Here is a 24,475-nt window from a genome sequence, read left to right as displayed (position 1 = left end):
AGGCGATGAATACGTCTAGATTTAAACATAAGAAATATTGAGGTGGACGTCTTTTTTTCAACCGGTAGTGTTGAAATTTTGTTAAGCCGTGGATCGGCTATTGCGTTTCCTGACGGGGTGGAAACAAGGACATTTGGGAGAAAACGTGCCACAAATTCGCCAGTTATGTTGGGCCAGTCTGTTACTGGTCAGTGGTGTTGCCGGGGCGGCAAACATACGTTTACAGGTAGATGGACTTTCTGGAGAGCTGCTCAAAAACGTGCGCGCGCAGCTGTCGACGATTGAAAGCGACGAGGTGACTCCGGATCGCCGTTTCCGTGCGCGTGTGGATGACTCCATCCGTGCAGGGCTTAAAGCGCTGGGCTATTACGAACCGCAGATTGATTTCGAACTGAAGCCGGCACCGGCCAAAGGCCGCCAGGTTCTGCTGGCGCACGTCAAACCGGGTGAACCGGTACGCATTGGCGGCACCGACGTGATTTTGCGCGGCGGCGCACGGAATGACAGAGACTATCTGGATTTACTGAAAAAACGCCCGGCGATAGGAACGATTCTGGACCACGCCGATTACGATGGCTTCAAAAAGTCGCTCACCGGCGTCTCGCTGCGTAAGGGCTACTTCGACAGCGAGTTTAAAAAGAGCCAGCTCGGCGTGTCGCTCGACCGTCATCAGGCATTTTGGGATATCGATTATGACAGCGGCGAACGTTATCGCTTTGGTGCCGTCACGTTCCAGGGGTCGCAGATCCAGGATCGTTATCTGCAAAATCTGGTGCCGTTCAAAGAGGGTGATTATTACACCTCCGATGATTTGGCTGAGCTGAACCGCCGCCTTTCCGCGACCGGCTGGTTTAACTCGGTAGTCGTGGCACCAGAATTTGATAAAGCGCGAAAAACCAAAGTGCTGCCGTTGAGCGGCGTGGTGTCTCCGCGTACCAAAAACACCCTCGAAACCGGTGTCGGTTACTCCACCGACGTGGGCCCGCGAGTCAAAGCCTCGTGGAACAAGCCGTGGATGAACTCCTACGGCCACAGCCTGACTACCGACCTCAGCCTGTCTGCGCCCGAGCAGCAGCTTGATTTCTCCTACAAAATTCCGCTGTTGAAGAACCCGCTGGAGCAGTATTACCTGTTGCAAGGCGGCTTCAAACGCACTGATTTGAACGATACCGAATCCGACTCGACGACGCTCGGCGTGTCGCGTTACTGGGACCTCTCCAGCGGCTGGCAGCGCGCCATCAACCTGCGCTGGAGCCTCGACCACTTTACGCAGGCTAACGTCACCAACACCACCATGCTGCTTTACCCGGGCGTGATGATCAGCCGTACCCGTTCACGCGGCGGCCTGATGCCAACCTGGGGCGATTCACAGCGCTATTCGGTGGATGTCTCCAACGGCGCGTGGGGTTCTGACGTCGATTTCGTCGTTGCTCAGGCGCAAAACACCTGGATTCGCACAATTTACGATCGCCATCGCTTCGTGGTGCGCGGCAACATCGGCTGGATTGAAACCGGCGACTTCGACAAAGTTCCGCCAGACCTGCGCTTCTTCGCCGGGGGCGACCGCAGCATACGTGGCTATAAATACGAATCTATCTCGCCAAAAGACTCTAGCGGCAAACTCACCGGTGCCTCGCGCCTGGCCACCGGTTCCCTGGAATATCAGTACAACGTAACCGGTAAATGGTGGGGCGCGGTGTTCGTCGACAGCGGCGAAGCGGTGAATGACTTCAGCAAAAGTGATTTCAAAACCGGTGCAGGCGTCGGCGTGCGCTGGCAGTCGCCAGTCGGCCCGGTCAAACTCGATATTGCCGCTCCGGTGGGCGATAAAGAAGAGCACGATTTACAGTTCTACATCGGTCTGGGGCCAGAATTATGAGTTTATGGAAGAAGATTAGCCTCGGCGTCCTGGTGTTTATCATCCTGCTGCTGGGGACCGTGGCATTCCTGGTCGGCACGACTACCGGTTTGCATCTGCTCTTTAAAGCGGCTGACCGCTGGGTGCCTGGCCTCTCTATCGGCCAGGTGGTTGGCGGCTGGAAAGATTTGACCGTTAAAAACCTGCGTTACGAGCAGCCGGGCGTGGCGGTCGATGCCGGGCAATTCCATCTGGCGGTGAACACGTCCTGCCTGTGGAACAGCAGCCTGTGCGTGAATGACCTTTCGCTTGCCAACGTGAACGTGGCTATCGACAGCAAAAAGATGCCGCCGTCGGCGCCCGCGGTGGAAGAAGACAGCGGGCCGCTGAACCTCTCGACGCCATATCCGATTACGCTCAGCCGGGTCGCGCTGAACAACATCAACATCAAAATCGACGACACCACGGTGTCGGTGATGGATTTCACCTCCGGCCTGACCTGGCAGGAGAAAAACCTGACGCTGATGCCAACGTCACTGCAAGGGCTGCTGATTGCGCTGCCGAAAGTGGCGAAAGTGGCGCAGGAACAAGTGGTTGAGCCGAAAATCGACAAGCCGAAGCCGGATGAAAAACCGCTCGGTGAAACGATGAAAGACCTGTTCTCGAAGCCTGTTTTGCCTGAAATGACCGATGTGCATCTGCCGCTGAACCTGAACATTCAGGAATTCCGCGGTGAGCAGCTGCGTCTGACCGGCGATACCGATTTAACGGTCTATAAACTGCTGCTGAAAGTCAGCAGCATCGACGGCAACATGAAGCTCGACGCGCTGGACGTGGATTCGAGCCAGGGTACGGTCAACGCCACCGGTACTGCGAAGTTGCAGGATGACTGGCCGGTGGATTTAACCCTCAACAGTACCCTGAATATCGACCCGGTGAAGGGCGAAAAAATCAAAATGAAGATTGGCGGCGACGTGCGTAAGCAGCTCGACGTCGGGATCAATCTTTCCGGGCCGGTGGACGTGGGCATTCGGGCTCAGGCGCAACTGGCCGAAGCCGGGCTACCGTTGAATCTCGAGGTGCTCAGCAAACAGCTTTACTGGCCGTTTACCGGCGAAAAGCAATATCAGGCCGACAACGTAAAACTCAAGCTTAGTGGCAAGATGACCGACTATACGCTGTCGTTCGCGACGGCGGTAAAAGGGCAAGATCTACCGCCAGCCACGATTACCCTGGACGCGAAGGGTAACGAGCAGCAGGTCAATCTCGACAAGCTGACCATCGCGGCGCTGGAAGGGAAAACCGAGTTGAAGGCACTGCTAGACTGGCAGCAGGCGATCAGCTGGCGCGGCGAGCTGAAGCTTGACGGCATCAACACCGCCAAAGAAGTGCCGGACTGGCCAGCGAAGCTGAACGGTCTGATTAAAACCAGTGGCAGCCTGTACGGCGGCAGCTGGCAGGTCGACGTACCGGAACTGAAACTCACCGGCAACGTGAAGCAGAACAAGGTCAACGTCGACGGTAAGCTTTCCGGTAACAGCTATCTGCAATGGAAAATTCCCGGCCTGCACCTTGAACTGGGGCGTAACAGCGCTGACGTGAAAGGCGAACTGGGGGTGAAAGATTTGAATCTTGATGCCACCATCGACGCGCCAGGGCTGGATAACGCGCTGCCAGGACTTGGCGGTACGGCGAAAGGATTACTGAACGTGCGTGGCACCATTGATGCGCCACAGCTGCAGGCAGATATTACCGCCCGCAACCTGCGCTGGCAGGTGCTTTCCATCGCCCAGGCCACCATTAAAGGCGATGTAAAATCGACGGACCAGATTGGCGGTAACCTCGACGTGCGCGTGAATGGCATCGCGCAGCCGGGCGTGAACATCAGCCAGGTGCTGCTCACCGCCAAAGGTGATGAAAAGCAGCACACGCTGGAGCTCAAAATGGAGGGCGATCCTGTTTCCGGTCAGCTTGAACTGGCGGGCAGCTTCGACAGGAAAGAGCAACGCTGGAAAGGCACGCTGAGCAATACACGCTTCCAGACGCCGGTCGGCCCGGTGTCGCTCTCGCGGGCGATTGCACTCGATTACCGCAATCAGGAACAGAAAATCAGCATCGGGCCACACTGCTGGACCAACACGAACGCCGAACTGTGCGTGCCGCAAACCATTGATGCCGGTGCAGCCGGACACGCGGTGGTGAATCTCAACCGCTTCGACCTGGCAATGCTTAAACCGTTTATGCCAGACGCCACGCAGGCCAGCGGTGTGTTCACGGGCAACGCCGACGTCAGCTGGGATACCACTAAAGAAGGGCTGCCGCAGGGCAAAGTGAGCCTGTCCGGGCGCAATGTGAAGGTCACCCAAACGGTGAACGACGCGGCGCTGCCGGTGGCCTTCGATACGCTAAACCTGAATGCTGATTTGCACAACAACCGCGCGCAGCTGGGCTGGACGATTCGCCTGACTAACAACGGCCAGCTCGACGGTCAGATTGACATCACCGACCCGCAAGGGCGGCGCAATCTCGGCGGTAACGTCAATATCCGCAACTTCTCGCTGGCGATGATTAACCCTGTCTTCGCGCGCGGTGAAAAAGCCGCGGGTACCCTGAATGCGAATCTGCGTTTGGGCGGCGACCTGCAAAGCCCGCAGCTGTTCGGCCAATTGCAGCTCACCGGACTGGATATCGACGGTAACTTTATGCCGTTCGACATGCAGCCGAGCCGGGTGGCGATGAACTTCAACGGCACGCGCTCGACGCTGGACGGCGTGATTGCTACGAAGCAAGGGCAGATTAGCCTCAGTGGTAACGCCGACTGGACGCAAATCGACAACTGGCGTGCGCAGGTGGCGGCGAAAGGCAGCCGGGTGCGCATCACCGTGCCGCCGATGGTGCGCCTTGATGTATCGCCGGACGTGGTCTTTACCGCCACGCCAAGCCTGTTTACGCTCGACGGTAACGTAGACGTACCGTGGGCGCGCATCGTGGTTCATGACGTGCCGGAAAGCGCCGTAGGTGTGTCCAGCGACGAAGTGATGCTCGATAAAGATCTCAAGCCGGTGAATCCGAAGTCTGCCGGGATCCCTATCAACAGCAACCTGACGATCCACGTCGGCAATAATGTGCGTCTTGATGCGTTTGGTCTGAAGGCGCGTCTGACCGGTGACCTGAAAGTGGCGCAGGACAGCCACGGTCTGGGCCTCAACGGGCAGATCAACATTCCGGAAGGCCGTTTCCACGCCTACGGCCAGGACCTGATCGTGCGCAAAGGGATCTTGTTGTTCTCAGGGCCGCCGGATCAGCCTATGCTGAATATTGAAGCTATTCGTAACCCTGAGGCCACCGAAGACAACGTGACTGCCGGGGTGCGCGTGACCGGAATGGCAGACCAGCCGAAGGCCGAAATCTTCTCTGACCCGGCGATGTCCCAACAGGCCGCGCTCTCATACCTGTTACGCGGACAGGGGCTCGACAGCCAACAGGGTGACGGCGCCGCAATGACGTCCGCGCTGGTTGGCCTGGGGGTTGCACAAAGTGGGCAGATTGTGGGTAAAATCGGCGAGACCTTTGGCGTCAGCAATCTGGCTCTGGATACCGCCGGAGTAGGGGATTCCTCTCAGGTGGTGGTCAGCGGCTATATCGCGCCAGGTCTGCAGGTAAAATATGGTGTGGGAATTTTTGACTCTCTGGCAACACTCACGTTACGCTATCGCCTAATGCCCAAGCTTTATCTTGAAGCGGTGTCAGGCATAGACCAGGCACTTGATCTGCTCTATCAGTTTGAGTTTTAGCAATGCGAATATTTGTTTACGGCAGTTTACGGCGCAAACAAGGCAACAGCCACTGGATGACCAACGCTCAGTGGCTGGGTGATCATAGTGTCGATAACTATCAGCTCTACAGCCTGGGCCACTATCCAGGCGCTGTACCCGGCGACGGGACGGTAGCGGGTGAAGTGTATCGTATCGACGCCTCGACGCTCGCCGAGCTCGACGCGCTGCGCACCAAAGGCGGTGAGTACGCACGCCATTTAATCCAGACCCCGTACGGTAGCGCGTGGATGTACGTCTACCAGCGTCCGGTGACCGGATTCATTCGTATAGAAACCGGCAACTGGCTGGACAAAGATAAGTTCTGAATGGATAACGCCACCCTCGGGTGGCGTTATTTTTTGCACGCTTCTGAAGAAATTCCTGCGTCATTTTCTGCATTTTCATCTCTTCTCTGTACCGTACAAACAAAAACACCGCCCGTAGGCGGTGTTCTTCACGACGGTAAGAATTACTTCTTAGCGCGTTCGAAGGAGGCGATGATTTCTGCTTTCGCAGCTTCAGCGTTATCCCAGCCTTCAACTTTAACCCATTTGCCTTTCTCGAGCGCTTTGTACTGCTCGAAGAAGTGGGAGATCTGCGCTTTCAGCAGTTCTGGCAGGTCGTTCACATCTTTGATGTGATCGTATTCTTTGCTCAGTTTGGTGTGCGGTACCGCAACCAGTTTCGCATCTTCACCGGCTTCGTCGGTCATTTTCAGAACGCCAACTGGACGGCAACGGATCACAGAACCCGGCTGCAGTGGGTATGGCGTTGGGACCAGAACGTCAACCGGGTCACCGTCCAGAGACAGGGTGTGGTTGATGTAACCGTAGTTGCACGGATAGAACATCGCGGTAGACATGAAACGGTCAACGAACAGCGCGCCGGTGTCTTTATCAATTTCATATTTGATAGGGTCAGCGTTGGCTGGGATTTCGATAACAACGTAGATGTCTTCTGGCAAGTCTTTGCCCGCAGGGACGTTGAGTAAGCTCATGTCTTTTTCCTTTAATCTGGTGTCATTCAAGTGCCCGGTATTATAGCCAACTCAAGTTAAATGTCTCCGCTTCTTTTCTGCCGCAGAAGGCCTTCGGACCGTTTTTCAGAGCCTTTAACCAGGCGATAAATCCATAAACCCAGCCACTTCATGAATAACTTTGTGGAAGCGCTTACAAATCACACTTTCTCTTTTTGGAAGTGTGATGTAACGCATCACGTTACATTTCCCATTGTCTATAGTTTTTCGGCAGATGACTATTTTCTACCCTAAATAGTTCGAGTTGCAGGAAGGGGGCGAGTGAGTGAAGCCCAGGATCTTACGAAAGTAAGTGACTGGGGTGAGGGAGTGCGGTCAACGCACATGCAGCTCGAAATATGACGGATAAACAGATAATAACCCGAAGAGGATACGTTTATGTGGAAGCGCTTACTTCTTGTCTCGGCTGTTTCTGCAGCCATGTCGTCTATGGCGATGGCTGCCCCTTTAACCGTAGGATTTTCACAGGTCGGGTCGGAATCCGGCTGGCGTGCTGCTGAAACCAGCGTGGCGAAGAGTGAGGCTGAAAAACGCGGCATCACCCTGAAAATTGCTGACGGTCAGCAAAAACAAGAGAACCAAATCAAGGCAGTACGTTCATTTATCGCCCAGGGCGTGGATGCGATTTTCATCGCGCCAGTGGTGGCAACAGGCTGGGAGCCGGTGCTGAAAGAAGCGAAACAGGCCAAAATCCCGGTATTCCTGCTCGACCGTTCCATTGATGTGAAAGACAAGTCGCTCTACATGACCACCGTGACGGCTGATAACGTGCTGGAAGGCAAGCTGATTGGCGACTGGCTGGTGAAAACTGAAGCCGGCAAACCGTGTAACGTCGTAGAGCTGCAGGGTACGGTCGGGGCGAGCGTGGCTATCGATCGTAAGAAAGGCTTTGCAGACGCGATTGCCAAAGCGCCTAACATCAAAATCATTCGTTCTCAGTCCGGTGACTTTACCCGCAGCAAAGGGAAAGAAGTCATGGAAAGCTTCATCAAAGCAGAAAACAACGGCAAAAACATCTGCATGGTTTACGCCCATAACGATGATATGGCGATCGGGGCCATTCAGGCCATCAAAGAAGCGGGCCTGAAACCGGGCAAAGATATCCTGACTGGCTCTATCGACGGCGTGCCGGATATCTATAAAGCAATGTTGGCCGACGAAGCCAACGCCAATGTTGAGCTGACACCAAATATGGCTGGCCCGGCGTTTGATGCACTCGAGAAGTTCAAGAAAGACGGCACCATGCCGCCGAAGTTGACGCTCACTCACTCACAGCTTTACCTGAAAGACAGCGCTCAAGCGCAGCTGGATAAGAAAAAAGACATGGGCTATTGAGTTGTATTCCCCCTCATCCTCGCTGCTCTGCGCAGTTTGTCGTTTTCCCTCTCCCTCGGGGAGAGGGCAGGGGTGAGGGTGCCGTCGACATCGTAGTTCGTTTTCCTTCGCCCTAACCCTTTCTCTTGAGGGGAGATGAAGCCGGTTAACACCGTGTGTTTCCTCTCCTTTTTCGGGAGCGGGTTGGGGTGAAGGGCATTTTCAGGGGACTGATAATGACTGACGTAACCCACAACCAGGATATTTTGCGCACGGAAGGCTTGAGTAAATTTTTCCCCGGCGTGAAAGCGCTGGATAACGTGGATTTCAGCCTGCGTCGCGGCGAAATCATGGCTCTTCTCGGCGAAAACGGCGCCGGAAAATCGACCCTCATTAAAGCGCTGACCGGTGTGTATCACGCCGATCGCGGCACTATCTGGCTGGAAGGCGACACTATCTCGCCAAAAAACACGGCCCACGCCCAACAGCTGGGCATCGGCACGGTGTACCAGGAAGTAAACCTGCTGCCCAACATGTCGGTGGCGGACAACCTGTTTATTGGCCGCGAACCACGGCGATTCGGCTTCCTGCAACGCAAAGAGATGGAAAAACGCGCCACCGCGCTGATGGCCTCTTACGGCTTTTCCCTCGACGTACGCGAACCGCTGAACCGCTTTTCGGTGGCGATGCAGCAAATCGTCGCGATTTGCCGTGCCATCGATTTATCGGCCAAAGTGCTTATCCTTGATGAACCGACCGCCAGCCTTGATACCCAGGAAGTGGAAATGCTGTTTACCCTGATGCGCCAGCTGCGCGATCAGGGCGTCAGCCTGATTTTCGTCACCCATTTTCTCGATCAGGTTTATCAGGTCAGCGACCGCATCACGGTGCTGCGCAACGGCAGTTTTGTCGGCTGCAAAGAAACCAAAGAATTGGCGCAAATTGAGCTGATCAAAATGATGCTCGGCCGCGAGCTGGACAACAACGCCCTGCAACGCGCGGGCCGTACGCTGCTGAGTGACAAACCGGTGGCGGCGTTTAAAGGCTACGGCAAAAAAGGCGTCATTGAACCGTTCGATTTGCAGGTACGCCCTGGTGAAATTGTCGGCCTGGCGGGGCTGCTCGGCTCCGGGCGCACCGAAACCGCAGAAGTCATATTCGGCATCAGACCGTCCGACAGCGGCAGCGCGGAAATCAAAGGTAAACCGCAAACGCTGCGATCCCCGCATCAGGCCTCGTGTCTTGGCATTGGTTTTTGCCCGGAAGACAGGAAAACCGACGGCATCATCGCCGCCGCTTCGGTGCGAGAAAATATCATTCTGGCGCTCCAGGCCCAGCGCGGCTGGCTACGGCCAATTCCCGGTCGTGAACAAAATGAGATTGCCGAACGCTTCATTCGCCAACTGGGGATCCGCACGCCCAGCGCGGAGCAGCCGATCGAGTTTCTTTCCGGCGGCAACCAGCAAAAAGTCCTGCTGTCACGCTGGCTGCTGACGCGTCCGCAGTTCCTGATCCTCGACGAACCCACGCGTGGGATCGACGTCGGCGCGCACGCGGAGATCATTCGTTTGATCGAGACGCTGTGTGCCGATGGCCTCGCGCTGCTGGTCATTTCGTCGGAGCTGGAAGAGCTGGTGGGCTATGCGGATCGGGTCATTATTTTACGCGATCGGAAACAGGTGGCAGAGATCCCGCTGGATGCGCTGTCGGTTCCGGCGATCATGAATGCAATTGCGGCATAAGGAGTACGATGTGATGCCACAATCTCTCCCTCAAACTGAACGGCCAAAACGCCGTTTCCGTTGGCCCACGGGGATGCCGCAAATCGCGGCATTGATCCTGGTATTGGTGGTCGACAGCATTGTTTCGCCGCATTTTTTCCAGGTGGTATTACAGGACGGTCGCCTGTTCGGCAGCCCGATAGACATTCTTAACCGCGCGGCTCCGGTGGCGCTGTTGGCCATCGGCATGACGCTGGTGATTGCCACCGGCGGCATAGACTTGTCGGTCGGCGCAGTGATGGCGATTGCCGGGGCTACGGCGGCGTCGATGGAAGTCTCCGGGCACAGTTTGCCGATGGTGCTGCTGGCGGCGCTGGCGACGGGCGTGCTGGCCGGGCTGTGGAATGGCATTCTGGTGGCCATTCTTAAGATCCAGCCGTTTGTCGCGACGCTGATTTTAATGGTGGCCGGGCGCGGCGTGGCGCAGCTGATCACCGCCGGGCAAATTGTGACCTTTGATTCGGATTCCCTCGCCTGGTTTGGTAGCGGCAAGTTATTGCTGTTTCCGACGCCGGTGCTTATCGCGCTGATTACGCTGGTTGTTTTCTGGTTGTTCACACGTAAAACGGCGCTGGGGATGTTTATCGAAGCGGTGGGGATTAACATCCGCGCGGCGAAAAACGCCGGGGTGAATACCCGCATCGTGGTGATGCTGACCTACGTTTTGAGCGGCGTGTGTGCCGCCATTGCCGGGGTGATTGTCGCGGCGGATATTCGCGGCGCTGATGCCAACAACGCCGGGCTGTGGCTGGAACTGGACGCCATTCTGGCAGTGGTGATTGGCGGCGGTTCGCTGATGGGCGGGCGCTTTAACCTGCTGCTGTCGGTGATTGGCGCGCTGATTATCCAGGGCATGAATACCGGGATTTTGCTGTCGGGCTTCCAGCCGGAGCTCAATCAGGTGGTGAAAGCGGTGGTGGTGCTGTGCGTGCTGGTGGTCCAGTCACCGCGCTTTATCAGCTTACTGAAAGGAGTGCGCGGCCATGATAAAACGTAATTTGCCGCTGATGATAACCCTCGGGGTGTTCATCCTCGGCTATCTCTATTGCCTGACGCAGTTCCCGGGCTTCGCGTCTACACGCGTGATTTGCAACATCCTGACGGATAACGCTTTTCTTGGGATCATCGCCGTCGGCATGACCTTTGTGATCCTCTCCGGTGGGATCGATCTGTCGGTCGGTTCAGTGATCGCTTTTACCGGTGTGTTTCTCGCCAAGGCGATCGGCTTCTGGGGATTATCACCACTGGTGGCGTTCCCACTGGTGCTGCTGATGGGCTGCGCATTCGGCGCGTTTATGGGCCTGCTGATTGACGCTCTGAAAATCCCGGCGTTTATCATCACCCTGGCCGGGATGTTCTTCCTGCGTGGCGTCAGTTATCTGGTGTCAGAAGAGTCGATCCCGATTAACCACCCTATTTACGATTCGCTGTCAGATATGGCGTGGATGATCCCCGGCGGCGGGCGCCTGAGCGCTATGGGCGTGCTGATGCTGCTGGTGGTGATTGCGGGAATGTTTGTCGCTCATCGCACGCGTTTCGGTAATCAGGTGTACGCCATCGGCGGCAGCGCGGTGTCGGCCAACCTGATGGGCATTTCCACCCGCAGCACCACCATCCGCATTTACATGCTGTCGACGGGCCTGGCTACGCTGGCCGGGATCGTCTTCTCCGTTTACACCCAGGCCGGTTACGCACTGGCGGGAATGGGCGTGGAGCTGGATGCCATTGCCTCGGTGGTGATTGGCGGCACGCTGCTCAGCGGCGGCGTGGGCACGGTGCTCGGCACGCTGTTTGGCGTCGGCATTCAGGGGCTGATTCAGACCTATATCAACTTCGACGGCACGCTCAGTTCGTGGTGGACCAAAATCGCCATCGGTATTTTGCTGTTCATCTTTATCGCCCTGCAACGCGGCCTGACCGTGCTGTGGGAAAGCCGCCAGAGCTCGACGGTGACCCGCGTGCCGGTGGCGATAACCCGACAATAACGTACTGAACCCTCAAGATTTCCCGGTAGCAGCCGATACTTCTCTTTTTCTGAACGTCTCTTTGCTACCGGGAATGACATCATGCTGAAAAAGCTTTCAATCCGTACCGGCCTGCTTTCTTTACTGGCCGTGATGACCCTTCTTCTGCTGCTGGTCAGCGGCATTGGTATTTACGCTCTCACTAAAAGCTCGTCTTCTCTCACGCGCATTAATCACCTACAGGGTGAGCAACTTGTCCAGCTCAACAAGGGCTATACGCTTATTCTGCGCGCGCGGAACGAAGCGGGTCAGGCGGTCCGGTTGATGGAAATCGGGATGCTCGACGACGCGGCAAAATCGGTACAAAACATCAATCGTGAAGTCACGACGGCGCAGAAAACGCTGACTGAGGTGATTGCCTCGACGATCGACGATAAGCAGGGCGCACAGCTGCTGGCGAAGGTGGCAAAAAGCTACGCCGCCTATAACCAACAGGGCATCACCCCGATGCTGGCGGCGCTGAATCAGCAAAGCGCAGACCGCTATTACGATCTGCTGGAAAATCATCTGATCCCGGTTTCCCGCCAGTTTGATAACGACATGCAGGCGTTTCAGACGTGGGTAGACAGCCGCGGACAGGCCGAAGTGAACGTGGTTCAAAAGAGTAAAAACCGGGTGATGACGCTGATGGTTATCGCGATTCTGCTGACTGCCGGCGTGATTGTGCTGGCCTGGCTGGCGCTGCGCAACATGCTGCTCAAGCCGCTGAACACCGCGATTGTGCAGCTCGAACAGGTGGCGGCGGGCAATCTGACCCACAGTGATAATGCGCTGGTAAGCCGGGAGATCAACCGTCTGAACGCGGCGATAAGCGAAATGCGTGAATCGCTGATGGGTTCAGTGCTGCGGGTGCGCGACGCCAGTTCGCAGATTGATATCGGCAGCCGTGAACTGACCGCAGGCAACAATAATCTGGCGCAGCGCACCGAATCCACGGCGACCTCGCTGGAGCAAACGGCGGCGAGCATGGAGCAGATAACGGCGACGGTGAAACAGAATGCCGACAACGCCGGGCAGGCGCACCAGCTGGCGAAAACGGTGTCGGATACCGCCGATCGCGGCAGCGAAATGGTGTGTTATGTCATTGAGAAAATGCGCGATATTTCAGGCAGCTCCAGCCGCATCGGCGACATCCTCAGCGTAATTGACGGGATTGCCTTCCAGACCAATATTCTGGCGCTGAATGCGTCTGTCGAAGCGGCACGCGCCGGTGAACAGGGGCGCGGTTTCGCCGTGGTCGCCGGTGAAGTGCGTAATCTGGCGAGCCGCAGCGCCGATGCAGCGAAAGAAATCCGCACCCTGATCAGTGATTCACAAACGCACGTCAGCGAAGGCAGCGAACTGGCGCAGCAGGCCGGGGAAACGATGGACGAAATCGCGTCTGAAGTGATGCGCATGACTACACTGATGCGCGAAATTGCCAGCGCGTCGCAGGAGCAGAGTCGTGGCATTGAGCAGGTGAATATTGCGGTGATTCAGATGGATGAAACCGCGCAACAGAATGCGGCGCTGGTTCAGCAGTCTTCCGCCGCAACCCGCTCGCTGGAAGAGCAGTCCCGCGAACTGATGGAAGCCATGGCGTCGTTTAGATTGCAGAATCAGGCGGCGTAGTGCGGGAGTCGCTCAGCTCGGTGGAATTGTTCCGTTCACCAAATGGTTAGCAGGTTCCGCAACCCGTGCAGAACGTGAACGGGATAAGGGGAGCATCACGCTCCCCTTATCAAATTACGCCTCAGGGAACTCGCGAATTAAGCGTTCCACATCGTCGACCATATGCTCGTTACCGACGAAGAACGGACGGCGCTGGTGCAGCGTGTCCGGAACGATATCCAGAATGCGGTCTTTACCGTCGCTGGCCTTGCCGCCCGCCTGTTCGGCCAGGAAGGCCATCGGGTTGCATTCGTACAGCAGACGCAGTTTCCCTTCCGGGTGGCTGGCGGTGCTTGGGTACAAATAAATCCCACCCTTCAGCAGATTACGGTGGAAATCCGCCACCAGAGAACCGATATAGCGTGAGGTATACGGGCGTTGGGTGTGCTTATCTTCTTCCTGACAGAACTTCAGATACTTCTTCACGCCCATCGGGAATTTGATGTAGTTACCTTCGTTGATTGAATAGGTGTTGCCCTTGTCCGGGAAGCGCATGCGCTCCTGGCACAGGCAGAACACGCCGAGCGAAGGGTCGTAAGTGAAGGCGTGCACGCCGCAGCCGGTGGTGTACACCAGCATGGTCGAGGAGCCGTAAACCACGTAACCGGCCGCGACCTGTTTGTGGCCGGGTTGCAGGAAATCTTCTTCAGTTACCGGTGTGCCGACAGGCGTCACGCGACGGTAGATGGAGAAGATAGTGCCGACGGAGACGTTAACATCGATGTTGGACGAGCCGTCCAGCGGATCCATCAACACCACGTACTTGGCGTGCTCGCAGCCGTCGAAAACGACAATTTCGTCTTCTTCTTCGGAGGCAATTCCGGCCACGATATCACGGGCTCTCAGTGCGGCTTTCAGCTTTTCATTGGCGAACAGGTCCAGCTTCTGCTGCGTTTCGCCCTGAATATTTTCAGCCCCGCTGGCACCCAGGATATCGACCAGACCGGCCTTGTTGATATCGCGGTGGATGATCTTGGCGCCGAGCTTTATTGCCGACAGCAAAGCAGTGAGCTCCCCGGTCGCATGAGAGAACTCGTGCTGCTTTTCGACAATAAATTCACCTAACGTTTTCATAACACTTTCCCTGCATTTGATGTTGAGTAAAGCGGTTAATGTCCAACAATCTTAACAACAATTCAAAATCCCGCGTAATGGTGAATCGCGCCAGCAAATTACGGAATTAACCGAAATGCGTTTCTCAGCCTGCTCACATGAGGGTAAAATACGCGGCTGATGAAAGAGGGATAATGACGTATGCGCATTCATATTTTGGGGATTTGTGGCACTTTTATGGGCGGACTGGCGATGCTGGCTCGTTCCCTGGGCCATGAAGTGACCGGTTCGGACGCCAATGTGTATCCGCCGATGAGCACGCTGCTGGAAGAGCAGGGTATTGACCTGATCCAGGGCTATGACGCGAGCCAGCTCGAGCCGCAGCCGGATCTGGTTATCATTGGTAACGCCATGACTCGTGGCAATCCGTGCGTTGAAGCGGTGCTCGAGAAAAACATTCCGTATATGTCTGGCCCGCAGTGGCTGCATGACTTTGTCCTGCGCGACCGCTGGGTCGTGGCCGTTGCCGGTACCCACGGAAAAACCACCACCGCCGGGATGGCGACGTGGATCCTCGAAGCCTGCGGGTATAAACCCGGTTTTGTGATCGGCGGCGTACCGGGCAACTTCGACGTTTCCGCGCGTCTGGGCGACAGCCCGTTCTTCGTGATAGAAGCCGATGAATATGACTGCGCGTTCTTCGACAAGCGTTCCAAATTCGTGCATTACTGCCCGCGCACGCTGATCCTCAACAACCTTGAGTTCGATCATGCGGATATTTTTGACGATCTGAAAGCGATTCAGAAACAGTTCCACCACCTGGTGCGCATCGTGCCGGGCCAGGGTCGTATTATCGCGCCGGAAAACGACATCAACCTGAAGCAAACGCTGGCGATGGGCTGCTGGAGCGAGCAGGAACTGGTGGGCGAACAGGGTCACTGGCAGGCGAAGAAAATCACCACTGATGCAGCCGAATGGGAAGTGTTCCTCGACGGTGAAAAAGTCGGTCAGGTGAAATGGGGCCTGGTGGGCGAGCACAACATGCACAATGGCCTGATGGCGATTGCTGCCGCGCGTCACGTGGGCGTGAAGCCTGCCGATGCGGCAGAGGCGCTGGGCTCGTTCGTCAACGCCCGTCGTCGTCTGGAGCTGCGCGGCGAAGCCAACGGTGTCACCGTGTACGACGATTTCGCGCATCATCCGACCGCAATCCTCGCGACGCTGCAGGCGCTGCGTGGCAAAGTCGGCGGAACGGCGCGTATTCTCGCCGTGCTGGAGCCGCGTTCTAACACCATGAAAATGGGCATCTGCAAAGACGATCTTGCTCCGTCTCTCGGCCGGGCTGATGAAGTGTTCCTGTTACAGCCGCAGCACATTCCGTGGCAGGTCGCGGAAGTGGCGGAAGCGTGCATTCAGCCTGCGCATTTCAGCGCTGACGTGGATACGCTGGTCGACATGATCGCGAAATCCGCACAGCCGGGTGATCACATTCTGGTGATGAGTAACGGGGGTTTTGGCGGGATCCATCAAAAGCTGTTAGATATGCTGGCGAGAAAAGCGGAAGTAGCAGCGGAAGAGTAACCGACACGCCCGGTGGCGCTTTGCTTGCCGGGCCTACAGCATCACGGGCACGAACTGTGCTTTGCTTACCAGGCCTACAGCATCGTAGGCCGGATAAGCGCAGCGCCATCCGGCAATGATTTACTTAGCGTTTTCCGCGAGCTCGCGCAGATACTGGAAAATCAGACGCGAAGATTTCGGCGGCTTATTGCCTTCTTTCTCTTTCTTCGCGTTACGGATAAGCGAACGCAACTGCTGACGGTCGGCATCCGGCCACAGATTCAGCACTTCCGCGACCACATCATCCCCTTCATCTACCAGACGATCGCGCAGCTGTTCCAGTTTGTGGAATAGGGCAACCTGCTGGTTGTGGCGGTTTTTCAGCTTGTCGAGCGCCTGACGGATTGGGTCTACGTCACGGTTTCGCAGCATTTTGCCGATCAGCTGCATCTGACGGCGACGGCCTTCTTTCTTGATCCGCTGTGCCAGTTCAACGGCGGCACGCAGGTCGTCATCGAGCGGGATTTTGTCCAGCGCGTTTTTACCCAGCTCTACGATTTCGGCCCCGAGATCTTTTAATTCCTCGGCGTCGCGTTTAATTTCACTTTTACTGACCCAGATGATTTCATTATCTTCATCTTCAATCTTGTCATCACCGGGCACGTCGTCGAGCCAGTCATCGGGCTGCTTTATCATCTCAGGCTCCTAAAAAAAGAGACACATGTTATCAGTTAAGGAGCGCACTGAAAAACGGTTCTCTGTTAGACTTCAATAAACTCCTTTCTACATTATGGCATTAGCGATGAAAGTAATCACACAGGTTGCAGAACAGCGTAAAGCACTGGAAAAAGCCGTCTCCACCGCACTCGAGCTGGCGGCAGGCAAGTCTGATAGTGCAGAGGTCGGAGTCAGTAAATCGACCGGGATCAGCGTCAGCACGCGCTACGGCGAAGTGGAAAACGTCGAGTTTAACAGCGACGGCGCCCTGGGGATTACGGTTTACCATCAGAATCGCAAAGGCAGCGCGTCCACCACGGATTTAAGCCCGGACGCCGTCGCGCGTACTGTGCAGGCCGCACTGGATATCGCACGTTATACCTCGCCTGACCCGTACGCGGGCGTGGCGGAAAAAGAGTTACTGGCCTTTGACGCGCCGGATCTCGATCTGTTCCACCCGGCAGAAGTGACGCCAGACGAAGCCATTGAGCTGGCTGCGCGCGCTGAACAAGCGGCGTTGAAGGCCGACAAACGCATCACCAATACCGAAGGCGGCAGCTTCAACAGCCATTACGGTGTGAAAGTGTTCGGCAACAGCCACGGCATGCTGCAGAGCTATTGCTCCACCCGCCATTCACTCTCGAGCTGCGTTATCGCCGAAGAAAATGGCGACATGGAACGCGACTACGCGTACACCATTGGCCGTGCGATGGGCGACCTGCTCGATCCGGAAGCTGTCGGCGAAGACTGCGCGCGACGCACGTTGTCTCGTCTGTCTCCGCGTAAACTGTCCACCATGAAAGCGCCGGTGATTTTTGCCAATGAAGTGGCAACCGGGCTGTTTGGCCATCTGGTCGGCGCCATTGCCGGCGGCGCGGTATACCGCAAGTCGACGTTCCTGCTGGACTCACTCGGGCAGCAAATTCTGCCGGAATGGCTGACTATCGAAGAGCATCCACATCTGCTGAAAGGCCTGGCATCAACGCCGTTCGACAGCGAAGGCGTCGTGACCTCCCGTCGCGACATCATTAAGGACGGGATCCTGACGCAATGGCTGCTGACCAACTACTCTGCCCGCAAACTGGGGCTGAAAAGCACCGGTCATGCTGGCGGCATTCATAACTGGCGCATTCAGGGCCAGGGTTTGAGTTTTGAAAAGTTGCTTAAAGAGATGGGCACGGGCCTTGTCGTCACCGAATTGATGGGGCAGGGTGTGAGTGGCGTAACGGGTGATTACTCCCGCGGCGCATCAGGCTTCTGGGTTGAAAACGGTGAAATCCAGTATCCGGTGAGTGAAATCACCATCGCCGGAAACCTGAAAGATATGTGGCGTAATATCGTGACCGTGGCCGACGATATCGAAACGCGGAGCAACATTCAGTGCGGTTCTGTACTGCTGCCGGAAATGAAGATCGCGGGCCAATAAAGTGTTCTCATGGTGGCGCGACCTGCCGCGCTGCGCCTGTTAAATAATAAAAAAGGAAGTGAGCAATGCGTAAGAAAGTACTGGCTTTATTGGCCGTCACGGCGCTGATGAGTGCTGCCCCGGCGTTTGCCGATCTGGGCGATGACATGGACACCCTGTCTGAAAACCTGAAAGTGGTGCAGAAAACCGATGATGCCGCGGCGATGAAAGATGCCCTCGGCAAAATGCGTACTGCGGCGCTCGATGCCCAGAAGCAAACGCCACCGAAACTGGAAGACAAAGCGGCAGACAGCGCGGAAATGAAAGATTACCGCCACGGCCTGGATATTCTGATCGGCCAGATTGACAGCGCCACCAAATTTGCCAACGAAGGCAAAATCAAGGAAGCGCAGGGCGTGGCGCTTGATCTCGCCGGAACGCGCAATACGTACCACAAAAAATACCGTTAATTTCACTGTTACCCTGCCAGGGAAAACCCTTTTCCCTGGCAGCTATCCCCGTCATTCTCCCCTAAGTCATCATAAAAGCTTATCGACATCACAGTTTTACGCGAAAGCTCGCAACGTTTTTCCACTTTCTCCTGCTCTCTTTTCAGCCGTTTCCCGTGATATTCATCACGCTTATCTAGCATTTAATCCGTATTCAGTGAAATTATGTGGGACAGATCACTCCCGCCTCTCCCCTTTCCACTTCGAAGTGGAAAACAACTCGCTACAAACCCAACACCGCCCACGTTAGTTTTAAGTCAGACGCAACAAACGGGGTCAGAAGAGTGAACAACGGAGCAGTTATTACCGACGTTGGGAGTCAGACAGAAGAGCTTGCGACACGCATGCTGAGCCAGGTTTACAGCCTGCTGAAAGGTCATGGCATTATCCCGAACGCCGTCCAGGAGCAAATGCTGACATCTCATGTCCGCGCAATGGCACACCGATCCATTACCGGCGAGCCGCTGCCAGAAGTAGAAGCCAGCCTGTTTGAAGAAATTTCACCCGATTCAATGTCGCTTGCCCGCGAAGTGGTAGCGCAGTTCGGCAACCTTCCGGATGAAGAAGCCTGGCTGTTGTCGGTGCACTTCGAAGTAGCGAAAGAAAACCTTTAAGGAGAAAAACATGGAACAAATTACCGTAGTGATTGGCGATCGTCTGGGCAAAGGTCAGAAAGTTGCAGCAGGTGTGGAAAAGGCCGGTGGTCGTGCGGTAGTCGTGCCGGGCGTGGCTGCTGATATGAAACTGGGCGACGTGATGAAAGCAGAAAATGCCACCTTCGGCATCTCCTTCTGCGGCAGCGGCGGCGCAGGTGCGATTACCGCGCAGACCAAGCACGGTTACAAAGCAAAATACGGCATGCGCTCAGTGGATGAAGGCGTTACCGCAATTAACGAAGGCGCGAACGTACTGGGCTTCGGCTTTATGGATAAAGAAGAATTGGGCGAGCGTCTGGTGCTGGCCTGGCAGAAGAAATACGGCGCATAAGTATGAAAGAACAATTCACCACCACGGTGAGGGTCAAGGGCAAAGGCGAGGCCAAATCACGCGCCTTTGCCGATGCGCTCAACCAGGTACAGGGTGCGGTGATGAAAGCGTCATCGCATATTTTACTGCGCATCGAACCACAGGACGTGGCGGTTGTTCATGCGCAGGAATCGGTCCGGAAAGAGGCATTTCTGTTTATCTTTCTGCGCCGGGAACGACGCACGTTCAGCGTTGAGCTGGATGTCACCGTCAACGTGACAGCGTTAAATCTCGACAAAGTAGATTTCGTCACGACAACATAACCATTAGAAAAGGACAGACTCATGTTCCTGATTATTCTCTTTAAATCACTCATTATTGGCGGCCTGGTCGGCGTCGGTGTGGGTGCCGGAGCTGCACGCATGTTTCATGCGCCCACCACGCAAGGGATGGGTGCTTTTCGTACGTTGGGCGAGCTGAACTCCTGTGAAGGTGACCCGGCTTCCCATTTCTCCTTTGGTCTGGGCTTCTTCTTTAACGCCTGGGCATCCTCAGTGGCGGCGGGGGCCTTCACTCAGGACGTTGACCACCGCATCATCCCGAACTGGGGTGCCGCGGCGCTGATGATCAAAAACCGCAACGTGGCAGAAACCCTGCACGACCCGAAAAAGATGGCGATTGCCTGCGGCGTGATTGGCATGATCGTAGTGGCATTCCTGAACTCTACCGCCTCGGCAGTACCGGAAGCGCTGCAGGTGACTGCGGTGAAAGTGCTGGTCCCTGCGGCTAACCTGCTGGTGAATATCATCATGCCTGTCATCTTCTGGCTGGCGGCGATTGATGCCGGCAAGAAATCAGGCTTCTGGGCAACTATCTTCGGCGGCGCTGCGCAGCTGATTATGGGTAACGCCGTACCGGGCCTGGTGCTGGGTATCCTGATTGGTAAAGGCGTTGAAGAGAGCGGCTGGCATCGTGTCACTAAAGTGATGATGGGTGCGATCGTGGCTCTGTTTGTGCTGAGTGCCTTCTTCCGTGGCTTCGACATGAAGATGATTGAATCCTTCCACATGACGGTGCCGAACTGGCTGGATCTGATTCACAACGCCATGAGCGGGAAATAAGGGGATAACGCATGGAACAGAATAAAGGTTTTTGGTACGCGGACTGGTCATTCCCGATTTTTGTCGGCCTGCTTTCTTCCGGCGTATTCGCCGGGACACACATGTACTACCTGTACGGCATTGGTGCCTTCAACGAAGTGGCCTTCGTGGCGATGCTGAAATCGGGTATTGATACTGGCGTATATGGCGCGGTTGCCGCGTTCGGCGCAAGCTTCCTGTTCGCCCGTATCATTGAAGGCTCGCTGGTGGGGATCCTCGACATCGGTGGTGCCATTCAGACTGGTATTGGCCTTGGTGTTCCGGCATTACTGTTGGGGGCGGGCATCGTTTTCCCGGTCGCCAACTTTGCCGCATCTCTGGTGACAGGGCTTATTCTGGGCCTGGCGGTGGGATATCTCATTGTTCTGGCGCGTAAGTTCACCATCAATCAGAGCGACTCTACCTACGGCGCCGACGTGATGATGGGCGCGGGTAACACCTCTGGCCGCTTCCTCGGTCCTTTGATTATCCTCAGCGCGATGACCGCCTCCATTCCAATCGGTATTGGCTCGCTGGTCGGCGCGTTACTGTTCTACATCTGGCAGAAGCCGATCACCGGTGGGGCTATCCTCGGTGCAATGATCCTCGGGGCTATCTTCCCGGTCGCGATCGGCTAAGTCTGCAAGGAGAAAGCGATGTTTGATTTACTGCTTAAGCGCGCACGACTGGTTGACGATACGGTAACGGATATCGCCATTAAAGACGGCAAGATTGCAGCGCTGGGCGAGATTAACGGTGAGGCGACGAAAGTCGTCTCTCTCAACGGCGAGCACTACGTCAGCGCGGGCTGGATTGATTTACACGTTCACTGCTACCCGAAATCGCCCATTTATAACGACGAGCCGGACAGCGTGGGCGTGGCGACCGGCGTCACCACCGTCATCGATGCAGGCAGTACCGGGGCAGACGATGTGGATACCTTCCACGAACTGACCCGCAGTTGTGCCACCGACGTGTATGCGCTGCTGAACATCTCTCGCGTGGGTCTTATCGCGCAGAATGAATTAGCCAACATGGCGAACATTGATGCTGATGCCGCGACGGCCGCCATCAAGCGCCATCCGAATTTCATCGTCGGGCTGAAGGCGCGCATGAGCAGCAGTGTGGTCGGTGAAAACGGCATCACGCCGCTGGAAAAAGCGAAAGACATTCAGAAAGCTAACGGCAACCTGCCGCTGATGGTGCATATCGGCAATAACCCGCCGAACCTCGATGAAATCACCGAGCTGCTGACCTCTGGCGACATCATTACCCACTGCTACAATGGCAAACCGAACCGCATTCTGACCCCGTCGGGCGAGCTGCGTGCCTCGGTTTCCGGCGCCCTGAAACGTGGCATCAAGCTGGATGTGGGCCACGGCACCGCCAGCTTCAGTTTTGACGTCGCCAAACAGGCTATTGCGATGGGCATTCTGCCGCACACCATCAGCTCAGACATTTACTGTCGCAACCGCATCAACGGGCCGGTGCATTCCCTGGCGCGTGTGATGGCGAAATTCCTCGCCATCGGGATGTCGCTGCCGCAGGTGATCGATTGTGTGACCGCCAACGCCGCCGAGGCGATTCGCCTGAAGAATAAAGGCCACCTGGCTGTAGGTTTCGACGCCGACCTCACCCTATTCACCCTGAAACGCCAGCCGGTCACGCTGGTGGATGCTGAAAACAACGCCCTGCAGGCGGACCAGGATCTGGTGCCGCTGGCCGCAATCCGTGCAGGCAAGGGCTATCTGACCGAACAAGGGAGTGCAGAACATGTCTTCGATTTATGAGAAATACCAGCTGAAACAAGTGATTAACGCCTCTGGCCGTATGACGGCGCTTGGTGTGTCGACCCCGCGCCCGGAAGTGGTTGAGGCGGTCCTGACCGGTATGAATCACTACTTCGAAATGAAAGACCTGGTGAACAAAACCGGCGAGTACATCGCGAAACTGCTGGACGTAGAAGGCGCAACGGTTGTTTCCTGCGCCTCCGCAGGCATCGCGCAGTCTATCGCTGGCGTGCTGGTGAAAGACAGTGACTGGCTGCTGGAAAACCTGCACAACACGCCGGTTGAGAATAACGAAATCGTTCTGCCGCGCGGGCACAACGTCAACTTTGGCGCACCGGTCAGCACCATGATCGCGCTTGGCGGCGGTAAAATGGTGGAAGCGGGCTACGCCAACGAGTGTTCCGCCGATCAGCTGTCGGCGGCGATTACGCCACGTACCGCGGCAATCCTCTATATCAAGTCTCACCACTGCGTACAGAAAAGTATGCTCAGCGTAGAGCAGGCGGTCGTGGTGGCGCGTAAACACAATCTGCCGCTGATTGTGGATGCTGCCGCAGAAGAAGATTTGCAGTGTTACTACCGTGCGGGCGCTGACCTCGTGATTTACAGCGGCGCGAAAGCGATTGAAGGGCCGACCAGCGGTCTGGTTATCGGCAAAACGCAGTACGTCGAGTGGGTCAAACGCCAGACGGCGGGCATTGGCCGCGCGATGAAAGTGGGTAAAGAAGGCATTCTCGGCCTGACCTGCGCCATCGAACATTACCTGACGGCGGAAAAAGAGAGCGGCGTGCAGATGGTGGAAAAAATGACGCCATTTATCGCCGCGCTCAATGCCCTGAACGGTGTGACATCTCGCGTAGTGTGGGATGCCGCGGGTCGGGATATCGCCCGTACCGAAATCAAGTTTGATGAAGCCGTCACCCGCCTTGCCACAGGCGAACTGGTGGCCGAGCTGAAAAAAGGCGAATACGCCATCTACTTCCGTGGCTACAAGGCCAACGAAGGCATTATTGAAGCTGATGTGCGCAGTGTGAATGCGCAGCAGTTGGAGATTGTCGCAAGCCGTATTGCAGAAGAGCTGAACAAGGAAAAAAACGCATGAAACTGACCCCGAATTTTTACCGTGACCGTGTCTGTCTGAATGTCCTCGCTGGGTCGAAAGCGAATGCCCGCGACGTGTATGAGGCTGCAGAAGGCCATGTGCTGGTCGGCGTGCTCTCTAAAAATTATCCGGACGTCGCGACCGCAGTCGCCGATATGCGTGAATACGCGGCACTGATTGATAACGCGCTGTCCGTCGGCCTTGGCGCCGGCGATCCGAACCAGTCCGACATGGTGAGCCAGATTTCCCGTGAAGTGCAGCCGCAGCACGTGAACCAGGTGTTCACCGGCGTGGCCACCAGCCGCGCGCTGCTTGGGCAGAATGAAACCGTGGTTAACGGTCTGGTGTCTCCAACCGGCACGCCGGGGATGGTCAAAATCTCCACCGGTCCCTTGAGCAGCAAAGAGCAGGACGGCATTGTGCCGGTCGATACCGCGATTGCGCTGCTGAAAGATATGGGCTGTAGCTCCATCAAATACTTCCCGATGGGTGGCCTGAAGTGTCGTGATGAATATCAGGTAGTCGCCGAAGCTTGCGCTCGCCACGATTTCTGGCTGGAGCCGACCGGTGGTATCTCCCTGGAAAACTACAGCGAAATCCTTAAGATCGCTCTCGATGCGGGCGTGAAAAAGGTGATCCCACACATTTACAGTTCGATCATCGACAAAGACAGCGGCAACACCCGCCCGGCGGATGTGCGCTCGCTGCTGGAGATGACGAAAAAGCTGGTAGGGTAATTTCCCGCCCTCACCCCGC

The 24,475-nt window shown here is 56.1% G+C and carries 22 protein-coding genes; 19 read left to right on the top strand and 3 right to left on the bottom strand.

All coding sequences use genetic code 11. The features are described from left to right. Positions 1-145 precede the first annotated feature (145 nt). The 3 genes from tamA to MUU47_RS03490 are packed head-to-tail and all read left to right on the top strand — an operon-like array spanning position 146 to position 5,999. On the top strand, positions 146-1,879 hold the full coding sequence (gene tamA, locus MUU47_RS03500) for an autotransporter assembly complex protein TamA (protein WP_258986767.1): 1,734 nt from the start codon (positions 146-148) through the stop codon (positions 1,877-1,879). Further along, the gene (tamB, locus tag MUU47_RS03495; RefSeq protein WP_258986766.1) at positions 1,876-5,652 is read left to right on the top strand and encodes an autotransporter assembly complex protein TamB; all 3,777 of its coding nucleotides are present in this window, start codon (positions 1,876-1,878) and stop codon (positions 5,650-5,652) included. Before tamA ends, tamB begins: the two co-directional genes overlap by 4 nt. 2 nt (positions 5,653-5,654) lie before the next feature. After that, entirely contained in the window at positions 5,655-5,999 is a 345-nt protein-coding gene (locus tag MUU47_RS03490) for a gamma-glutamylcyclotransferase family protein (protein WP_159759413.1), read from the top strand. Between the two features lie 143 nt (positions 6,000-6,142). Here MUU47_RS03490 and ppa read toward each other — a convergent pair whose 3' ends face one another. After that, entirely contained in the window at positions 6,143-6,670 is a 528-nt protein-coding gene (ppa, locus tag MUU47_RS03485) for an inorganic diphosphatase (protein ID WP_110510886.1), read from the bottom strand. A 417-nt stretch (positions 6,671-7,087) separates the two neighbouring features. Here ppa and ytfQ point away from each other — a divergent pair, with 417 nt between their 5' ends. The 5 genes from ytfQ (at position 7,088) to MUU47_RS03460 (ending at position 13,439) form a co-directional block, all read left to right on the top strand. Then, the gene (gene ytfQ / locus MUU47_RS03480; RefSeq protein WP_258986765.1) at positions 7,088-8,044 is read left to right on the top strand and encodes a galactofuranose ABC transporter, galactofuranose-binding protein YtfQ; all 957 of its coding nucleotides are present in this window, start codon (positions 7,088-7,090) and stop codon (positions 8,042-8,044) included. 215 nt (positions 8,045-8,259) lie between these two features. Further along, on the top strand, positions 8,260-9,765 hold the full coding sequence (gene ytfR, locus MUU47_RS03475) for a galactofuranose ABC transporter, ATP-binding protein YtfR (protein ID WP_258986764.1): 1,506 nt from the start codon (positions 8,260-8,262) through the stop codon (positions 9,763-9,765). Positions 9,766-9,775: 10 nt separating this feature from the next. After that, entirely contained in the window at positions 9,776-10,801 is a 1,026-nt protein-coding gene (ytfT, locus tag MUU47_RS03470) for a galactofuranose ABC transporter, ATP-binding protein YtfT (RefSeq protein ID WP_258986763.1), read from the top strand. Next, complete coding sequence (yjfF, locus tag MUU47_RS03465) at positions 10,788-11,789, top strand: galactofuranose ABC transporter, permease protein YjfF (protein ID WP_258986762.1); 1,002 nt, start codon at positions 10,788-10,790, stop codon at positions 11,787-11,789. Before ytfT ends, yjfF begins: the two co-directional genes overlap by 14 nt. Positions 11,790-11,870: 81 nt before the next feature. Further along, the gene (locus MUU47_RS03460; protein WP_258986759.1) at positions 11,871-13,439 is read left to right on the top strand and encodes a methyl-accepting chemotaxis protein; all 1,569 of its coding nucleotides are present in this window, start codon (positions 11,871-11,873) and stop codon (positions 13,437-13,439) included. A gap of 114 nt (positions 13,440-13,553) precedes the next feature. Here MUU47_RS03460 and fbp read toward each other — a convergent pair whose 3' ends face one another. Beyond that, positions 13,554-14,552: a class 1 fructose-bisphosphatase gene (fbp, locus tag MUU47_RS03455; protein WP_258986756.1), complete on the bottom strand. Its 999-nt coding sequence runs from the start codon at positions 14,550-14,552 to the stop codon at positions 13,554-13,556. Positions 14,553-14,732: 180 nt separating this feature from the next. Between fbp and mpl the strand changes: the two genes are divergently transcribed. Further along, a complete protein-coding gene (gene mpl / locus MUU47_RS03450) occupies positions 14,733-16,112 on the top strand; it encodes a UDP-N-acetylmuramate:L-alanyl-gamma-D-glutamyl-meso-diaminopimelate ligase (RefSeq protein WP_258986754.1) in 1,380 nt (459 codons plus the stop codon). Positions 16,113-16,232: 120 nt separating this feature from the next. Here the strand turns inward: mpl and yjgA are convergent, their stop codons facing one another. Next, positions 16,233-16,787, bottom strand: coding sequence for a ribosome biogenesis factor YjgA (gene yjgA, locus MUU47_RS03445; RefSeq protein ID WP_258986753.1), 555 nt, complete (start codon positions 16,785-16,787; stop codon positions 16,233-16,235). Between the two features lie 94 nt (positions 16,788-16,881). Between yjgA and pmbA the strand changes: the two genes are divergently transcribed. The 10 genes from pmbA to dagF all read left to right on the top strand — a co-directional run bounded on the left by pmbA (position 16,882) and on the right by dagF (position 24,456). Beyond that, positions 16,882-18,234: a metalloprotease PmbA gene (gene pmbA / locus MUU47_RS03440; protein WP_258986752.1), complete on the top strand. Its 1,353-nt coding sequence runs from the start codon at positions 16,882-16,884 to the stop codon at positions 18,232-18,234. A gap of 65 nt (positions 18,235-18,299) precedes the next feature. Beyond that, complete coding sequence (cybC, locus tag MUU47_RS03435) at positions 18,300-18,683, top strand: cytochrome b562 (RefSeq protein WP_258986751.1); 384 nt, start codon at positions 18,300-18,302, stop codon at positions 18,681-18,683. A gap of 323 nt (positions 18,684-19,006) precedes the next feature. Next, positions 19,007-19,336 (top strand): glycine dehydrogenase, encoded by a 330-nt coding sequence (locus MUU47_RS03430; RefSeq protein WP_110512152.1) that lies wholly within the window; start codon positions 19,007-19,009, stop codon positions 19,334-19,336. 10 nt (positions 19,337-19,346) lie between these two features. Further along, a complete protein-coding gene (locus MUU47_RS03425; RefSeq protein ID WP_159759391.1) occupies positions 19,347-19,709 on the top strand; it encodes an SFCGS family glycine-rich protein in 363 nt (120 codons plus the stop codon). Between the two features lie 2 nt (positions 19,710-19,711). Further along, positions 19,712-20,011 (top strand): DUF4312 family protein, encoded by a 300-nt coding sequence (locus MUU47_RS03420; RefSeq protein WP_159759389.1) that lies wholly within the window; start codon positions 19,712-19,714, stop codon positions 20,009-20,011. Between the two features lie 21 nt (positions 20,012-20,032). Continuing rightward, positions 20,033-20,809, top strand: coding sequence for a DUF4311 domain-containing protein (locus MUU47_RS03415; RefSeq protein ID WP_258986750.1), 777 nt, complete (start codon positions 20,033-20,035; stop codon positions 20,807-20,809). 11 nt (positions 20,810-20,820) lie between these two features. Then, positions 20,821-21,465 carry a DUF4310 family protein gene (locus MUU47_RS03410; RefSeq protein ID WP_258986749.1) on the top strand — a complete coding sequence of 215 codons (645 nt, stop codon included), beginning with the start codon at positions 20,821-20,823 and terminating at the stop codon, positions 21,463-21,465. An 18-nt stretch (positions 21,466-21,483) separates the two neighbouring features. Continuing rightward, complete coding sequence (locus tag MUU47_RS03405; RefSeq protein ID WP_258986748.1) at positions 21,484-22,617, top strand: amidohydrolase/deacetylase family metallohydrolase; 1,134 nt, start codon at positions 21,484-21,486, stop codon at positions 22,615-22,617. After that, positions 22,601-23,719, top strand: coding sequence for a DgaE family pyridoxal phosphate-dependent ammonia lyase (locus MUU47_RS03400; RefSeq protein ID WP_258986747.1), 1,119 nt, complete (start codon positions 22,601-22,603; stop codon positions 23,717-23,719). The genes MUU47_RS03405 and MUU47_RS03400 overlap by 17 nt, the downstream gene beginning before the upstream one ends. Further along, the gene (dagF, locus tag MUU47_RS03395) at positions 23,716-24,456 is read left to right on the top strand and encodes a 2-dehydro-3-deoxy-phosphogluconate aldolase (RefSeq protein WP_258986746.1); all 741 of its coding nucleotides are present in this window, start codon (positions 23,716-23,718) and stop codon (positions 24,454-24,456) included. Before MUU47_RS03400 ends, dagF begins: the two co-directional genes overlap by 4 nt. Positions 24,457-24,475: the final 19 nt, after the last annotated feature.

Source organism: Scandinavium hiltneri, from assembly GCF_024764835.1.
Classification (GTDB): Bacteria; Pseudomonadota; Gammaproteobacteria; order Enterobacterales; family Enterobacteriaceae; genus Scandinavium; species Scandinavium hiltneri.
This window is presented reverse-complemented; position numbering and strand designations above follow the sequence as displayed.

Bases quoted from the DNA above. Each gene is read 5' to 3' on its own strand.
- tamB (WP_258986766.1), top strand. From the start codon at position 1,876: ATGAGTTTATGGAAGAAGATTAGCCTCGGCGTCCTGGTGTTTATCATC.
- MUU47_RS03490 (WP_159759413.1), top strand. From the start codon at position 5,655: ATGCGAATATTTGTTTACGGCAGTTTACGGCGCAAACAAGGCAACAGC.
- ppa (WP_110510886.1), bottom strand. From the start codon at position 6,670: ATGAGCTTACTCAACGTCCCTGCGGGCAAAGACTTGCCAGAAGACATC.
- ytfQ (WP_258986765.1), top strand. From the start codon at position 7,088: ATGTGGAAGCGCTTACTTCTTGTCTCGGCTGTTTCTGCAGCCATGTCG.
- ytfR (WP_258986764.1), top strand. From the start codon at position 8,260: ATGACTGACGTAACCCACAACCAGGATATTTTGCGCACGGAAGGCTTG.
- yjfF (WP_258986762.1), top strand. From the start codon at position 10,788: ATGATAAAACGTAATTTGCCGCTGATGATAACCCTCGGGGTGTTCATC.
- MUU47_RS03460 (WP_258986759.1), top strand. From the start codon at position 11,871: ATGCTGAAAAAGCTTTCAATCCGTACCGGCCTGCTTTCTTTACTGGCC.
- fbp (WP_258986756.1), bottom strand. From the start codon at position 14,552: ATGAAAACGTTAGGTGAATTTATTGTCGAAAAGCAGCACGAGTTCTCT.
- mpl (WP_258986754.1), top strand. From the start codon at position 14,733: ATGCGCATTCATATTTTGGGGATTTGTGGCACTTTTATGGGCGGACTG.
- yjgA (WP_258986753.1), bottom strand. From the start codon at position 16,787: ATGATAAAGCAGCCCGATGACTGGCTCGACGACGTGCCCGGTGATGAC.
- pmbA (WP_258986752.1), top strand. From the start codon at position 16,882: ATGGCATTAGCGATGAAAGTAATCACACAGGTTGCAGAACAGCGTAAA.
- cybC (WP_258986751.1), top strand. From the start codon at position 18,300: ATGCGTAAGAAAGTACTGGCTTTATTGGCCGTCACGGCGCTGATGAGT.
- MUU47_RS03425 (WP_159759391.1), top strand. From the start codon at position 19,347: ATGGAACAAATTACCGTAGTGATTGGCGATCGTCTGGGCAAAGGTCAG.
- MUU47_RS03420 (WP_159759389.1), top strand. From the start codon at position 19,712: ATGAAAGAACAATTCACCACCACGGTGAGGGTCAAGGGCAAAGGCGAG.
- MUU47_RS03415 (WP_258986750.1), top strand. From the start codon at position 20,033: ATGTTCCTGATTATTCTCTTTAAATCACTCATTATTGGCGGCCTGGTC.
- MUU47_RS03410 (WP_258986749.1), top strand. From the start codon at position 20,821: ATGGAACAGAATAAAGGTTTTTGGTACGCGGACTGGTCATTCCCGATT.
- MUU47_RS03405 (WP_258986748.1), top strand. From the start codon at position 21,484: ATGTTTGATTTACTGCTTAAGCGCGCACGACTGGTTGACGATACGGTA.
- MUU47_RS03400 (WP_258986747.1), top strand. From the start codon at position 22,601: ATGTCTTCGATTTATGAGAAATACCAGCTGAAACAAGTGATTAACGCC.
- dagF (WP_258986746.1), top strand. From the start codon at position 23,716: ATGAAACTGACCCCGAATTTTTACCGTGACCGTGTCTGTCTGAATGTC.